At 63.3% G+C, this 15,354-nt stretch carries 14 protein-coding genes; 6 read left to right on the forward strand and 8 right to left on the reverse strand.

Annotated elements, in window-relative coordinates:
* Positions 1-148: 148 nt before the first annotated feature.
* Positions 149-640, reverse strand: a complete 492-nt coding sequence (locus LVE68_RS07210) for an outer membrane beta-barrel protein (RefSeq protein ID WP_233006347.1) — start codon at positions 638-640, stop codon at positions 149-151.
* 404 nt (positions 641-1,044) lie between these two features.
* On the opposite strand from LVE68_RS07210, the gene LVE68_RS07215 reads away from it, so the two are divergent.
* The gene (locus LVE68_RS07215; protein ID WP_233006348.1) at positions 1,045-1,611 is read left to right on the forward strand and encodes a hemerythrin domain-containing protein; all 567 of its coding nucleotides are present in this window, start codon (positions 1,045-1,047) and stop codon (positions 1,609-1,611) included.
* A 39-nt stretch (positions 1,612-1,650) separates the two neighbouring features.
* On the opposite strand, the gene fnr is transcribed toward LVE68_RS07215, so the two are convergent.
* The 3 genes from fnr to LVE68_RS07230 all read right to left on the reverse strand — a co-directional run bounded on the left by fnr (position 1,651) and on the right by LVE68_RS07230 (position 4,647).
* On the reverse strand, positions 1,651-2,406 hold the full coding sequence (gene fnr / locus LVE68_RS07220) for a fumarate/nitrate reduction transcriptional regulator Fnr (protein ID WP_233006349.1): 756 nt from the start codon (positions 2,404-2,406) through the stop codon (positions 1,651-1,653).
* Positions 2,407-2,504: 98 nt separating this feature from the next.
* A complete protein-coding gene (gene hemN, locus LVE68_RS07225) occupies positions 2,505-3,890 on the reverse strand; it encodes an oxygen-independent coproporphyrinogen III oxidase (protein ID WP_233006350.1) in 1,386 nt (461 codons plus the stop codon).
* A gap of 73 nt (positions 3,891-3,963) precedes the next feature.
* Positions 3,964-4,647, reverse strand: a complete 684-nt coding sequence (locus LVE68_RS07230; RefSeq protein ID WP_233006351.1) for an OmpW/AlkL family protein — start codon at positions 4,645-4,647, stop codon at positions 3,964-3,966.
* 361 nt (positions 4,648-5,008) lie between these two features.
* Between LVE68_RS07230 and LVE68_RS07235 the strand changes: the two genes are divergently transcribed.
* A complete protein-coding gene (locus LVE68_RS07235) occupies positions 5,009-5,581 on the forward strand; it encodes a hemerythrin domain-containing protein (RefSeq protein ID WP_233006352.1) in 573 nt (190 codons plus the stop codon).
* Positions 5,582-5,623: 42 nt separating this feature from the next.
* Positions 5,624-6,043, forward strand: coding sequence for an STAS/SEC14 domain-containing protein (locus LVE68_RS07240; protein WP_233006353.1), 420 nt, complete (start codon positions 5,624-5,626; stop codon positions 6,041-6,043).
* Between the two features lie 25 nt (positions 6,044-6,068).
* On the opposite strand, the gene mmsB is transcribed toward LVE68_RS07240, so the two are convergent.
* Both mmsB and LVE68_RS07250 read right to left on the reverse strand, forming a co-directional pair.
* Positions 6,069-6,980: a 3-hydroxyisobutyrate dehydrogenase gene (mmsB, locus tag LVE68_RS07245; protein WP_233006354.1), complete on the reverse strand. Its 912-nt coding sequence runs from the start codon at positions 6,978-6,980 to the stop codon at positions 6,069-6,071.
* A 61-nt stretch (positions 6,981-7,041) separates the two neighbouring features.
* Positions 7,042-8,184 (reverse strand): enoyl-CoA hydratase/isomerase family protein, encoded by a 1,143-nt coding sequence (locus LVE68_RS07250; protein ID WP_233006355.1) that lies wholly within the window; start codon positions 8,182-8,184, stop codon positions 7,042-7,044.
* 277 nt (positions 8,185-8,461) lie between these two features.
* Here LVE68_RS07250 and ettA point away from each other — a divergent pair, with 277 nt between their 5' ends.
* A complete protein-coding gene (gene ettA, locus LVE68_RS07255) occupies positions 8,462-10,126 on the forward strand; it encodes an energy-dependent translational throttle protein EttA (protein WP_233006356.1) in 1,665 nt (554 codons plus the stop codon).
* Between the two features lie 53 nt (positions 10,127-10,179).
* Here the strand turns inward: ettA and LVE68_RS07260 are convergent, their stop codons facing one another.
* Both LVE68_RS07260 and LVE68_RS07265 read right to left on the reverse strand, forming a co-directional pair.
* Positions 10,180-11,394, reverse strand: a complete 1,215-nt coding sequence (locus LVE68_RS07260) for a methyltransferase (RefSeq protein WP_233006357.1) — start codon at positions 11,392-11,394, stop codon at positions 10,180-10,182.
* Positions 11,395-11,540: 146 nt separating this feature from the next.
* Complete coding sequence (locus LVE68_RS07265) at positions 11,541-13,124, reverse strand: diguanylate cyclase (RefSeq protein WP_233006358.1); 1,584 nt, start codon at positions 13,122-13,124, stop codon at positions 11,541-11,543.
* A gap of 346 nt (positions 13,125-13,470) precedes the next feature.
* Here LVE68_RS07265 and LVE68_RS07270 point away from each other — a divergent pair, with 346 nt between their 5' ends.
* Complete coding sequence (locus LVE68_RS07270) at positions 13,471-14,280, forward strand: MOSC domain-containing protein (protein WP_233006359.1); 810 nt, start codon at positions 13,471-13,473, stop codon at positions 14,278-14,280.
* Positions 14,281-14,310: 30 nt separating this feature from the next.
* Positions 14,311-15,294: a questin oxidase family protein gene (locus LVE68_RS07275; protein WP_233006360.1), complete on the forward strand. Its 984-nt coding sequence runs from the start codon at positions 14,311-14,313 to the stop codon at positions 15,292-15,294.
* Positions 15,295-15,354 lie beyond the last annotated feature (60 nt).

Genomic DNA, 15,354 nt, shown 5'->3' on the forward strand with positions numbered 1-15,354 from the left:
TGTACACCAAGGAAAAGTGGTCTGCGCCCCAATTTATGCGGCTTCGGGGAGGATAAACGGTGTTTTTGACCGGGGGGTCCGGCAGCTGGCATGCAGCGAGGGCTGGCAGGGATGGGCGCGGCCGTGGCCGGCCGCGCCGCGAAGGGGATCAGAAGGTCAGGATCATGGTGCCGGACCAGAAGTTCACGTCCTCTTCGATCATGGTGTACTCGAACTCCACATTGGTGTTCGGGCTCAGGTTCAGGCCGATACCACCACCGACGGAGATGCCGGTGTCGTCTGCGCTGAAACCGCCCGCGCTCACGTCTTCGTAGATCAGGCCCAGGCGGCCCTTGAAGTACACGTCGCCGAAAGAGCGGTAAGTGGCGTAACCACCCAGGGTCTGGATATCCACATCGATGTGGCGGCCGTCAAAGACATCCGCCTCGCCGCTGATCAGGGAATCGGTGAACTCACCCTCGAAACCCCAGCCGGAGGAGAAGGTGTAGCCGCCGCGCAGGCCGAAGTTGATCGGGTCGTCAGTGTAAGGTCCATCAACGGACATCAGGCCGGCAGTAGCGCCCCAGTAGCCGCCCTCGGCGTTCGCTGCAGAAGAACAAACCAGTGCCAGGGCCGCCAGGCCCGTCGCCAATTTACGCATAGGAAAAATCCCCAAGTTGTTGTGGTGATTAAATTTGCGCGGATTCTATCCGCCTTTCTCCGATCCGGCCAGCTCCCTGTTCACAGTAAAAAAATGAACAGGTCTCAGGACGGCAATAGACCCGGCTGTCGCAGTAATCGTTCCGCAGCTGCGGGAAAAAGTCACAATTCGCCTGATACCGACTCTGTCGGCACCATAAGCCACATACAGCGACATACTCACTGCTACATTAACTTGGCTCTGCGACTGTACCCGCCCCACGGGCGCAATCGCTGGACATGGCGCCGAAGCCTTCCACCACAGCATTATGAATAACGGTAATTAACAGAACCTGAACAGATCCTGACAATGACAATGCGCGACCCAATGCGTTAACGCCCCACTATCAAGCGACGGAGATAGCGATGGACAGCATCTTTGCACAACTGTGCCAGGACCACCGGAATATCCAGCAGGTGCTCGATGCCCTCGAACAGCTGCTGGCGGAAATGACGCGAGAGGACCGCGATCCGTCAACCCTCGACCTGATTATCGACGCACTGGATTACATCGCCATTTACCCGGAAAAGTGGCATCACCCGGTGGAGGATGTCACCTGCGAGATCCTGCTCGCCAAGCCGGGAGTGGAGCCGGAACCGATACTGCGCGCCCGGGAAGAACATCGCCGCCTGGCCCGGGAAACCCGCAAGATGAAAGAGTTGTTTTATGCCGTCGCCAACGATTGCGCGGTGGAACGGGACCACCTCTACGGCGCGGCGCGCCAGTACCTGGCCGCCCAGCGCTCCCATATCCTGATGGAAAACCATTGTGTATTCCCGCTGATGGAGCGTTACCTGGAACCGGAAGACTGGCAGCTGGTCCGCGCGCAACTCGGCGACCGCGAGGACCCGGTATTCGGGCCGGCAATGCGCGACCAGTACGATGCGGTACAGCGGTACGTCAGTAACAGCCAGCCGGCAACAGTGGCCTGAGCGGGCAGGAGTCCCCGGCGATATGCGGGGCAGGATTATTCAGGTGATCGCCGACCGGCGACCGATTTCACTTTCATCGTAGCCGCAGTGAGTGCCGGCCAGTTCGCTGAGCGCGATCAGGTCGAGCACTTCCACTTCGCGCCCGCTCACCCGGATCAGCCCGTCTTTCTGCAGGGCCCTGAACAGGCGGCTGACGGTTTCCGGTGTCAGCCCCAGGTAATTGGCGATATCCATACGGGGCATCGACAGCACAAAGCGGCTGGCGGAATAACCCCGGCGCGCATAGCGGCTGGAAATATTGACCAGCAGTGCCGCCAGGCGGGCATTGGCGGAACGCTTACCCAGTAACAGCAGGATCTCGTTTTCCTGCCGCAGCTCCTCGGAAAAAATACTGTAAATCTGCTGCTGCAATGCCGGCACCTGCTGCGCGAGGGACTCCAGCTGGCCAAACGGCAGCACACAGACACTGCTGTCTTCCAGCGCCTCGGCGTAACTGGGATGGGCACGGCTGCTGTAGGCATCCAGCCCCAGCAATTCACCCGGCAGGGCAAAGTGGGTCACCTGGGTGTCACCATCAGAGGCGATTACCGCGGTCTTGAAACTGCCGGAGCGGATTGCATAGAGGTTGTGGAACGGATCGCCGCTGCGGTAGAGGTTCTCCCCTGCCTTGACCAGCCGCTTGTTGCGTGTCACCTGCTCGAGGCGGTCGATATCCGCCTCCGGCAGGCCGGCGGGCAGGCACAGGCGACGAACCGAGCAATCGCTGCATTGCACTGCGTGGCGGCTGTCTGTCATGGGATGCTCCGGGCTGGTTGCGATAGCGGCATTGTACTCCCTCGGAAACCTGTCGTCGCGGTCACTGGCCAGCTAGCCAGCTGGTCGCAAACACTTTTTCAGAGCACACGCGAGTAGCGCGACTCGCCAGCCGTCGCATGCAGGTAAGCATCGAAAGCCGCGGCAATATTGCGGGTGAACCAGCGGCCGCGCCCGGTGATTTCCAGCGACCGGTCATCCTCGCGCAGCAGGCCATCGGCAATCAATGGCTGCAACCGCTCCAGTTCCGCGGCAAAGGCCTCCCCGAACGGCGCGCCGGCGCGCCGGGCAACATCCTCCTTGTCCACGCGCATACGGCACATCAGCTCCATGATCACATACTGGCGCAACCGGTCATCTGTCGACATGGCCCAGCCGCGGAAGCCGGCAAAGCCACGCTCGCGGATCGACTCGACATATTCCTTCAGCCGATGCTGGTTCTGCCAGTAGCCGCCGGCGCTGTAACTGATCGCCGAGGCCCCCAGACCGATCAGGGCATCTGCCGGCATTAACGTATAGCCCTGGAAGTTACGCTGCAGCGTGCCCTCTCTGGCCGCGCGGGCCAGCTCATCGCCGGGCAGGGCAAAGTGGTCCATGCCCAGGAATTCGTAACCCGCCGCGCCCAGCTGTTCCACCGCGGCCAGTTGCATGGCGATCTTCTCCGCCGGCGCCGGCATGGCATCGCTGTCGATCAGGCGCTGGGCCTTGAACCGCTGCGGCAGGTGGGCGTAGTGATAGAGCGCGATCCGGTCCGGCGCCAGCTGTGCCACGCGGCCGATGGTCTGCTCCAGGGTGGCCACCGTCTGGTGCGGTAACCCATAGACCAGGTCATAGGAGATCGAGCGGAAGCCCCGCTCCCGTGCTGCACGGGTAATCTGCTCCACTGCCTCTGCATCACAGATACGGTTAATGGCCCGCTGAACAACCGGGTTGAAGTCCTGGATACCCAGGCTCAGGCGGTTGAAGCCCAGCTCCCGCAGGGTATCCAGGGTCTCCAGCCGGAAGGTACGGGGATCCGCCTCCACACTGTACTCGCTGGCGTCGTCGCGGCGGAGGTCAAAGATCTCCCCCAGGCCCTCCACCAGCCGACACAGGTCCGAGTCGGTCAGGAATGTGGGCGTGCCACCGCCCAGGTGCAACTGCACCACCGGCACCCGCGCCACCCGCTCCCGGTACCAGCGCGCTTCCTCCAGCACTCGGTCCAGGTAACTGGAGGCCAGGCCGTACTGGTTGGTAATCACCTTGTTGCAGGCACAGAAGTAACATAGTGAGTGACAGAACGGGATATGCACATAGAGCGACAGGCTGTCGATATCCCGCAGTGACGCCCACGGCTCCATGCCCTCCCCCAGCGGCACGAAGCGGTCGGCCGTGGGATAGGAAGTGTAGCGCGGGCAGGGGCCGCTATAGCGGGACAGTAGTTCCGCCGAAAGGGCCGAATCGGGTTGTTGGTACGACGCGATCATAATGCTTCACCCAGTAAAGGCGCCGGCCGCAGCCGGCTCACGTTCAGTCCGAGTAGCCAGGGGCCTGCAGGCCTCAGAATCGGTAACCCAGCCCGGCGACGGTGACCAGTGGGTCGAGCTCCACATCTGCCTCGATGTTGCCGAGGCCGGGCACCCGGACGCTGGCCTCGGTATCGATATCCATCCACCAGACACTCAGGTTCAACAGCCAGCGGCGATCCTGGCCGAAGGCAAAATCCACGCCGGCTTCCGCGGCGACACCCACGGAATTCTTCAGCGACAAGTCGGCACTGCCGGTTGCGCCCAGGTCTGCGAACAGGCGATCGGCCGCCCCGTCCACCTGCTCGTCGAAGAACGCCGTGTAGTTCACCCCGAGCCCCAGGTAGGGCTGCACCACCTCTCCCGCCACCCGGGGATACCACTGCAGCAGCAGTGTGGGCGGCAGGTGGCGGGTCTCGCCGAGGGCGAAGGTCTCTCCCAGCCCCTCGACAGCAAGGTCGTGACTGAACGGTGAGGACGCCACCAGTTCCAGGCCCCATGTATCGGTGAGCATATAAGTGGCAGTCAGGCCCAGTGCCGTGCCGTCCTCGACGTCTGCAGCAGTGCCGGCGAGCTCCGTGCCGGACAGGGACAGCGCACTCGAGCTGACATCCGGGCTGACCGTGGCCGCACCACTGCGGACGATGACCTCACCGGGCTGGTAGGCCACGGCTTGCAGGGAAACGAGAAGGCCGGCAACAGCGGCAAATACTTTCATTCGGGTTCTCCATACCTTTGTCTTAAAGCCCACCCGCACGAGAACATCCTGTTATTGGTTTTGTTACTGCCAGCATGCGAGCGGGACGAGCGCAGGTTAACCAAATGGAAAGAGGGGCAATTGATGTAAATCAATCGGGCGGGTTTATGACTGGCGGGCAATCGACGGGGAGAGTCTTCTGGTGGCCACTAGCGCTTTCCGGGCCGCGTCCCCTGCCGCCGGGGCTCTCTTCCAGTTTCCCCGGTGCCCGTCGGCGCAGATCTACACCGCAAAGCGCCGGCCACTTGATTCAGGTCAAGGCCGCATTGCCGTGGGGCTTCAATACTGGGAACCAGAAACTGACCCGGGGATGGAGACCACCATGCACAATCTCTACCGCCAGCTTTGCCGCGATCACCGCAACATGCAGCAGCTGCTGGATGCCTTCGACCAGCTGCTGGCCGACTTTGCCCGGCAGGAGCGCGACCCGGGAACCCTGGGGCTGATCCTCGACGCACTGGACTACATCAGTGTGTACCCCGACCGCTGGCATCACCCGGTGGAGGACCTGGCCATGGAGCGCCTGCGCGCGAAACCCGGTGCCAGCCTGGCCCCGGTTGAAACAACCCTGTCGGAGCACCGGGCCATTACCGCCGCCACCCGCCACATGAGCACCCTCTTCTACGCCATTGCCAACGATGCAGCCGTGGAACGCAACCAGCTGTTCCGGTCCGTGCGGGAATACCTGCAACTGCAGCGACAGCATATGGAAAGGGAAAACCGGGAGATCTTCCCGCAGTTCGAGCAACTGCTGACCCGGGAAGACTGGCAGGCCATAGAGCAACAACTGCAGTGCCAGCGGGATCCCCTGTTCAATGCGGAAATCCGCAACCTGTATGAGTCCCTGCAGCACTACCTTGCCAGCCTGCAGTTCGATGCCTGCGTCGGCGCCTGAATCACAAAATCACTGTACCGGGGAAAGTTTGGGGAGAGTTTAATGAAAGATTTCCAGCGCCATGGCCTGTCCGTGGGGATAGAACGGGTAGACTCGGAGTTTTTCCTGCATATCCGGGTTTCGGGCGAACTGACCCACTGGGACTACGAGATCATCACGCCGCTGCTGGAGCAGGCTCTGGACTCGGTGGCACACCCGAATGTAAAGGCACTGGTGGATATCCGGGAGCTGAGCGGGTGGGAATGGCGCGCGGCCTGGGATGACCTGAGACTGGGACTGCGCCACGGCAATGAATTCTCGCAGGTGGCCCTGCTCGGTAACGGCAACTGGCAGGAGCTGGCCACACGGGTCGCCAACTGGTTTACCGGCGCGGAACTGCGCTACTTCCGCAGCGAGGGCGCTGCCCTGGCGTGGCTGACAGGCACCCGGGGAGAGGCAACCGGGCACCGCGCCCTCGCCTGAGCGCCGGCCCGCGCAATAGCCGCCTTCAGTCGCCAGCCGGCCGGCGGAACATATTCTGGATGCTGGAGAAATCCAGCATCCGGTTCGACGGGTCACCACCGTGCAGCTGGTACAGGTTTTTCGCCAGCGCTCCCAGGGGCGTCGAGGAAGCGCTGCCGGCGGCTGTGTCCATCGCCAGCCCCAGGTCCTTCAGCATCAGCTGCACAGAGAACCCTCCCTCATAATCCCGCGATGCCGGGACTCCCTCCATCACGCCCGGATACGGGTTGTATTTTTCCAGTGACCAGTTGCCGCCGGAACTGGCACGCATGATGTCGGACAGCACCTTCGGGTCCAGGCCATTATCCACCCCCATCTGCAGGGCCTCGGCGGTGCCAATCATATGGATCGCCAGCAACATGTTATTGCAGATTTTCGCCACCTGGCCGGACCCCGCCGGCCCGGCGTGGAAGACATTTGCCCCCATGGCTTCCAGCAGGGGCCGCGCCGCGTCCACCGCAGAGGCATCGCCACCGCACATAAATGACAGGGTCCCCGCCTCCGCCGCGGCGGTGCCACCGGATACCGGCGCCTCGATGGCCGGCAGGCCGCGCTCGTGGGCGGCGGAGAGCAGCTGGCGTGCATCACTGGCGGCAATGGTGGAACAGTCGACCACCAGGGTGCCGTCATCCATTGCCTGCAGCAGGCCTCGGGCCCCCAGGTAGACGCCCTTGACCACGTCGCCGGTGGTGAGCATCGAGATCACCGCGTCGGCGCCGGCCACCGCCTCCTGCGCACTGCCCGCACGCTTGCAGCCCTCTGCCTCGGCCTGCTTCAGCGCCGCTTCTGACAGGTCAAAGGCAGTTACCGCAAAACCTGCCTTCACCAGGTTGGCCGCCATCGGGCCACCCATATGGCCCAGGCCGATAAAGGCCACTTTCTCGATTGCTTTGTGCATCTCTTACCATCCTTTTATTGTGTTTTTATCCATTGGTCGAGGGGCTGTCCGGTGCGGGGCCTCAAAGATCCCGCAGCGGGTGTACCGGCCAGGGATCGCGGAAGCAGCCCAGGACCTCGCCCAGCGGCACCTCCTCCAGGCCGGCCGGCTGCCACTGCGGGTTGCGGTCCTTGTCTACCAGCAGCGCACGCACGCCCTCGCGCAGGTGACCGCTGTTGCAGAGGTTGACCGCCAGCGCCAGCTCCATGCGGAACACATCCGCCAGCGACAGGTGCCGGGCACGCTGCAGCTGCTCCCAGACCACCCAGGGCGTCATCGGTGAGCCGGCGGCGAGTGTCTTCGCTGCTTTCTGCAGCCAGGGATCATCCCCGCCATAACCGGTAATGGAGTGCCACACCTCCGGCAGGGTGGCGAAATCGGTGAGCTGCTGGATGATGTCGAAGTGCTCGCGCAGTGGGGATGCCGGCTGCTCTTCATGGGGCAGCTGCAGGCCTTTCAGGCAATCACTCACCAGCTGGTGGAAGGGCTTGCCGGAGCCGGTGAAATCCAGCCCGGCCACCGCTTCCAGTGCCCGCTCACGCGCATCGTCAGCCAGCATCCGGTCCGCCATGCCGGCGAAGAGTGCGTCGCTACCGTTGAACTGCGCCCCGGTCAGGCCCAGGAACAACCCCAGCCGCCCGGGCATCCGGTTGAGGAACCAGCTGCTGCCCACATCCGGGAACAGGCCGATGGTCACTTCCGGCATGGCCAGGCGCGTCGACGGGGTGACCACCCGGTGACTGGCGCCGGCCATGACACCGATTCCGCCACCCATCACGTAACCGCCACCCCAGACCACAATCGGTTTCTCGTAGGTATGGATGCGATAGTCGAGCCGGTATTCATGCGAGAAAAACTTTGAGGTGAACTCGGTACTGCCCTCCCCCGCCGCGGCCTCCGCGTAGCTGGCCGACTCCCGGTAGAGCGCGATCACATCGCCACCGGCGCAGAACGCCTTGTCGCCGCTGCCATCGATCCACACGCAGGCCACGCTGTCGTCCTCGGCCCAGGCATCCAGCTGGGCCGACAACAGGTCGATCATTTCCAGGTTGAGCGCGTTCAGCGCCTTTGGCAGGTTCAGGGTCGCCTGCGCCAGGGCGCCGTGGCGCCGGAAGGTGACCGGGGAATCGCTGCTGGCTTCTCGCTCCATCTCGACTGCTCTCATCTAGTGCTATTCATGTTCGCCGCAGTTAACCACAGATCGACGGGCGGGTCAGCCGGGTGCCCAAATGACCGCCGGGAGCAACGGCGCGTGGTCGAACAGGCGGACACAAGGTCCGCCCCTACAGGTCCGGCCGCTGCCTGTGGATGCCACATTATCGGCCAGGCCCGCGGTATCAAGCCCGGCCGGCCCGCGGGCCGGTTGCACTTTTCCGGCAAACTGATAAGTTGCGCGCAATTTCTGACCGATCCTGCAACCGATTACGGGAAGCCCTCTATCAATGGCTGAATACGTCTACACAATGAACCGGGTGGGCAAGGTAGTGCCGCCCAAACGCGAAATCCTCAAGGATATCTCCCTGTCTTTCTTCCCCGGCGCCAAGATTGGCGTGCTGGGCCTGAACGGCGCCGGTAAATCCACCCTGCTGCGCATCATGGCCGGCGTGGACCAGGACTATAACGGCGAGGCCCGGGCCATGCCGGGCATCAAGGTGGGCTACCTGCCGCAGGAGCCCCAGCTGGACCCGGCCAAGACCGTGCGCGGCAATGTGGAAGACGGTGTACGCGAGGCCATCGACGCCCTCGCCGGCCTGGAGCAGGTCTACGCCGACTACGCCGAGCCGGACGCCGACTTCGATGCCCTGGCCAAGAAGCAGCAACAGTACGAGGACGTGATCCAGGCCTGGGATGCCCACAACCTGGAGCACCGCCTGGAAGTGGCCGCCGACGCCCTGCGCCTGCCGCCCTGGGACGCCGACGTAAACCTGCTGTCCGGTGGTGAGAAGCGCCGCGTAGCCCTGTGCCGCCTGCTGCTGTCGCGCCCCGACATGCTGCTGCTGGACGAGCCCACCAACCACCTGGACGCCGAGAGTGTCTACTGGCTGGAGCGCTTCCTGCACGACTTCGATGGCACCGTGGTGGCCATCACCCACGACCGCTACTTCCTCGACAATGTCGCCGGCTGGATCCTGGAACTGGACCGCGGCCACGGTATCCCCTGGGAGGGCAACTACACCACCTGGCTGGAGCAGAAGGAAAAGCGCCTGGAGCAGGAGCAGCGCGGCGAGCAGGCCCGCCAGAAGGCAATGAAAAAGGAGCTGGAGTGGGCGCGCCAGAACCCCAAGGGCCGCCAGTCCAAGAACAAGGCCCGCCTGTCGCGGCTGGAAGAAATGCAGTCGCAGGACTTCCAGGCCCGCAACGAGACCAACGAGATCTACATTCCGCCGGGTGAGCGCCTGGGCGACAACGTGATTGAGTTCGAGCACGTGAGCAAGGGTTTCGGCGACCGCCTGTTGATCGACGACCTGTCCTTCCGTGTGCCGAAAGGTGCCATCGTGGGTATCGTCGGCGGTAACGGCGCCGGTAAGTCGACCCTGTTCCGCATGATCACCGGCAGCGAGAAACCGGACTCCGGTGAGATCAAGGTCGGCGAGACCGTGCAGGTGGCCTACGTCGAGCAGGGCCGCGAGAACCTGGACGACAACAAGACCGTGTGGGAAGCCATCTCCGACGGCCACGACATGCTGAAGATCGGCAACTACGAAGTGGGCTCCCGCAACTACGTCGGGCGCTTCAATTTCAAGGGCAGCGACCAGCAGAAACGCGTGGGCGAACTGTCCGGTGGTGAGCGCGGCCGGCTGCACCTGGCCTACACCCTCAAGCAGGGCGCCAACGTGCTGCTGCTGGACGAACCGTCCAACGACCTGGACATCGAGACCCTGCGCGCACTGGAAGAGGCCCTGCTGAACTTCCCCGGCTGCGCCCTGGTAATCTCGCACGACCGCTGGTTCCTGGACCGGGTGGCGACCCATATCCTGGCCTACGAGGGCGAGAGCGATGTGGTGTTCTTCGAGGGCAACTACACCGAATACCACGAGGACTTCGTGGAGCGTAAGGGTGAGGATGCCACCCCGCACCGGATGCAGTACAAGAAGCTGAAGACCTGATCGGCAGGTCCTGAAGCGAGAGACAAAAAAGGCGGCCACCATGGCCGCCTTTTTTATGGGCGAGTTGCCCGGACCAGGATATTGCGTGGCGTGATTTCGCGATCGCAGAATTCCCCGATCTCCACCCGTGCGCCCTGCTCTTCCAGGTACAGCGCCCGGTCCAGCACCAGCCACAACTCCAGCGGCCGGCGGAAAACATGGGCCACCAGCTCCATGCGCCGCACGCGATGCCGCCGCTGCAGGCCCAGCGCCAACCAGTGCTCCTCGTCGATATCTGCCGGCAACGACAGCTGCCGGCGCTCCGCCGCCCAGCGGGCAAAATCGGCAAAGCGTCCGGTCAGTAAACCCTTGCGTATATTCGGTACCGCCAGGTATTCGTCGTCACCGCGGAGCTCACGCTGAAGCTCGTCAAACGCCATCCGCCAGTGCAGTTCGCGCTGGCGCAGGCGGCGCACGCCGGCACCCGCTGTAACCGTTTCCTGCAGGGGCAGGTGCAGGTCGTCGCGACTGAGCCGCACCTGGGCCACCCTGGCAGTTTCGGAGAGCGGCAGGAACGCCTCACCGCGCAACAGGTGATAGCAGCAGGGTGACAGGCTCAGGTGCCGCCCGCCGCCGTGGGCCCAGTGCCGCATCAGGGTGGTATGCAGGTCGCCGCAGGCGTGCAGGGCCACCGCATCGGCGCCGGTCACCCACTGCGCCGCTTCCGGCGCGAACGCATCGCAATGCACAAAGCGCATGGACGCGCCACTGCGTTGCGCCAGTTGGGTACCCTCGTCGCAGAGACGCGCCTGCCACTCGAGGCTGGTCACCGGCCGCCCATCGCAGGTGGCCAGCACCCGGCCCAGGTGGCCCTTACCGGCGCACCATTCCAGGACCGGATCCTGCGACTCCGGCAGGCATCCGGCAAAAGCCAGGATCTGCTGCCACTTGCGCCCGGGTACCCCGTGGTCCAGTCGCTCCGGTGGCGCCAGCACGCGGGCCTCCAGCCGGGGCAGGCGGCTCAGTGCCAGCAGCGGCGGCGCTTCGGCCAGCCAGGGGGAGAGCCAGTCGGCAGCCTCGACCATATCCGCCTCCAGCTGCCGGAGAACGTCGTCTTCCAGCGAATCCAGGGCCTGACAGAGTTCGGGATGGGTATCGAGCCAGCGCCACTGGCGGTGATGGAAGGGCCGGAATTGCCACCACCGGGCAGCGCCGGCGAGCAGCTGGTCGAGCTGGCAAAACCACTGGCGCAGGTTCGACCGCTCGCTGTCCCGCCTCTCACTGCCCATGCCAAGCTCCGTTTCGTAAACCGCTGAAACCCCTTCACAGTTTACCGGGACGGGCCGGCACACCAAAGGACCGCAGTTTCCGGCGAGGCCGGCGGGCGGGAACCCGGCAGTATCGCCTGGCCGGCCCTACCGGCGAAAGTGCGATTTCAGGAGGTCTCAGCTTCTGCAAACGCAACCGGGGCCGCGCTCGCCGCTGTGCGGTCACGCCCCCCCTGTTTGGCCCGGTAAAGCGCCGCATCCGCCGCCTCCAGCAGCTGCACCGGTGCACCCAGGTTGCCGCGCTCGAAACTCGCCACGCCGATACTGATGGTGAGGGGCAGCTCGAACAGGTCCAGCTCCCGCACCCGTCGCAGCAGGCGCTCGGCCAGTACCTGCGCCTGCTCGCCGCGGGTATCCGGCAACAGCAGCGCAAACTCTTCGCCACCATAACGACAGGCCACCATCGGCCGGCGTGTCTCCTGCTCGATCAGTTCGCCGATCGCACGGATCGCCTCATCACCACGGGCGTGCCCGTAGCGATCGTTGATGGCCTTGAAGTGATCAAGATCCATAAACAACAACGAGAGCGGTGCACCGGTGCGCCGGGCCAGTTCGAATTCCCGGGGCAGCATTTCCTCGAAATAGCGCCGGTTACTGAGCCCCGAAAGCTCGTCGGTGTATCCGCGCCGCCGGATCTCGCGCACCCGCGCACCCAGCGCCAGTGACAGCAACACCATCTCGACCAGGGCGGCCACCTGGAATGCGTTGTGGGTGATGGCGTTGTGGGGCAGCCAGCCGAACGTCTTCAGCACGTAGACAATCACACTGGCCAGCAGGGTGCTCCAGCCCACCATAAAATAGCGTGCGGGGATGGATCCCCGCAGCAAGCTGACGGCGCCCATGGCCAGCAACAGGAAGCTCGCCAGCAGGATCAGCACCGTAAACAGGGTGACCATCAGCCGGTAGCCGGCAAAGGGAGACACAATCGTCAGCGGAATCGTCACCACCAGCAGCAGGCGCGCCAGCCGGTCCAGTTGCGGTGCCAGTTGCCGGCCGGAGCAGATTGAGCGGGCGAACTGGGTAGCACAGACCAGCACAATACCCAGCAGCACCACCAGGCTCTCATTCGCCAGCCAGGGATTCCCGGGCCAGAAAAACTGGAAAGCCACACCGTTCAGCACCCCGAAGTAGAGGCCGTAACTGAGCGCGTAGCCCATGTAATAGATATAGGCCCGGTCGCGCACTGCCAGGAAGAGAAACAGGTTGTAGATCACCAGTACCAGGAATCCACCGTAGTAAACCCCGAGCAGGAACTGGTCCAGGGTAAGGTGCGGGATAAACGCCCTCTCGCTGCTGACCTCCAGGCCGATATTCATTGATCCCTGGGTGGCATAGCGCAGGTAGAAAGTGCGCTCGGTATTGGGCGGGAGGGTTACCGGGAATACAAAGTTCCGCAGCTCCAGTGGGCGGCTGGCAAATGGGAGCCGGTCGCCGGTGGCGATATGCTGCCAGCTGCCATCCTCGCGCGGGGCCCAGAAATCCAGGTGGTCAATCAGTGGATAGTCCTGCCGGATTAGCAGGGGCAGGGACTGGTCGCTGGGGTTAACCAGGGTGAATGCCACCCAGTAAGCGGAGCGGCTATAGCCAAAGTTGGCGGATTTTTCTCCCCAGGGTTGCAGTCGGGCCTGGCCGTCCGGCGACTGTAACAGGTCGAAAGTCAGGGAGTGGTCCGGGTCTTCCAGGAGACGCATGGCGGGAACCAGCGACCGGGGTTCCTGGCCCGGCTCTATGGATAATGACTCTCCCCGGACAACCAGGCCCACGCAGAGTAAAAGTACCCCCGAAAGTACCGCGGCAACTCGCATCCTGCCTTCCCGTCTTGTTCTTGTTAGCGGATCTTGTTGTACGGGGCGCAAGGGATAGATTGTCCTCTAGCCGGCGGCCTTTCCAATGGCCACTGTTACCCCTGACACTTCAGGATGTTATCACAGTGATTCGCCCTGTCTGCCTCCACCCTGCCGTGGAAATCCTGCCAACAGGCCGATGGCGAGCTGTTAGTATCAGCAGTTCACCTTTTCCGCCGCACCGGTGACCTCGATGAAGATTGACTCGCTCTACCTGTTCCCCGTGAAGTCCCTGCAGGGACACATTACCGACAGCCTGTCCCTCGATCGCTACGGCGCTGTCGATGACCGGCGCTGGATGCTGGTGGATGCCGAAAACCGGTTTGTGACCCAGCGGCGAATCCGCCATATGGCACAGCTGCGGGCCACCGTCACACCCACCGGCGTGCGGATACAGCATCGGGACGGGGATGAGATTGAGATCACGCAACCAGGCGAGTCTGCGCCCGTGCTCCGTGTCACAGTCTGGGATGACGCGGTCCTGGCACGGGACGCCGGGGATATGGCCGCCCATTGGTTGAGTGAGCGATTACAAACAAGCGTGCGACTGGTGGCGATGGGCGCGGAATTCCACCGCCCACTGGCAGCGCCGCGGGCAGACCGGCAGGTCGGCTTCGCTGATGCAGCGCCGCTGCTGGTGATCAGCCAGGCGTCCCTGGACGACCTCAACGCACGTCTCGCAGAGCCGGTCTCCATGCTCAACTTCAGGCCCAACCTGGTAGTGAGCGATTGCGAACCCTTCGCCGAGGACCAGTGGACACGCATGATCGTGCATACCCGTGACGGGCCCGCCGCGTTCGAGTGCACCCACCCCTGTGCCCGCTGTGCAATTCCCGGACTCGACCCACTGACCGGTGAAGTGCGCCGGGAACCCCTGCGGACCCTTGCCCGGTATCGGCGCGGGGAGGATGGGCAGGTCTATTTCGGCGTGAACCTGGCGCCAATTAGTGGAGCGACTGCTACCGGCACCATAAACTTGGGCGACAGGGTGGAAGCAATTTAGCGGGCCACACCCGCAGGCAGGAGGGATCCGATGGCCATCACGCGATACTGTACGGAACTGCTGGAATCGGCGAGTCGTTTCCATGTCCATTATGGCGACAGGCTGGCAAACCACCTGCCAATGGTGCTGATCGCGCTGGACCAGATGGGTGCCACCCGCGAGCAGCTCCAATATGCATTCGACCGTTCCACCCCCCACCTGCAACTCAGGCCGGCGAGCCCGGTGAAGCCTGTCAGCGATATCACCACCTGCCGGCACAGTGAGGAGTTATTCCCTAGCGCGCTGCAGTACTACGAACAACAGCTGGAGCAACACGGAATCGCGGACTGCCTGCGACGCGAGCTGCCGCCGCTGCTTCCCTCCATAGCGACCGCCGCTTTCCACGGCCTGATTCGCACTGCTTACGGTATCGACGCGAGGCACCTGGAGGAGGTCGCGATGGGTCTCGCGTACTGGAATCTGGAGTATTACCCACTGGAGTCCTCTGGTGAACGCACAGACCTGGCGGCGGCCGAGGTGATTGCGGATGTCAGCCAGCGCTATCCGCAGGTAGAGGTAGCCCCGGGCAATATCAGTGACCACATGCATGCGGTCATGGGCCAGGATGGCTGGATGGACACCCCGATCCAGCCGCGGCAGCTGGGACTGGAGGATATCGCCGCAATCGCCCTCAAGGCCTATGCCGGCACGGGAAGCTTTACCCTTCTGCACGGCGTGACGGGATGTCATGCCCTGCGGCTGATATTGCCCTATTGTCCCGATCGGGAGGTTGCCATGCGGTATTTCTGGGAGGGGCTGGTCATTGCCTATCTCAGCACCGGGCCAGAACCAATCGTGTCAGCGGGGGCGCGCGGTGACGCAGTGCAGCAAGTGAAGGCGTGGCAAGAGATACGGGAGAAAGCATGCCGCAGTGATGATGATCACATCATCAAATTGAGCTACAGTTGTCAGCAGGAGTTCGAGTTTTACGAAAACGCCGCCTACCGGCATGTCGCGTCGTCGTTATTCGAGTAGTAGCCGGAATAAAAAAATCCCCGCCGAACGGCGGGGATTTTCCAACACAAGCCGTTTAAG

Origin of the sequence: Microbulbifer sp. YPW16, from assembly GCF_021290385.1 — a bacterium.
In the GTDB taxonomy this organism is placed as follows: Bacteria; Pseudomonadota; Gammaproteobacteria; order Pseudomonadales; family Cellvibrionaceae; genus Microbulbifer; species Microbulbifer zhoushanensis.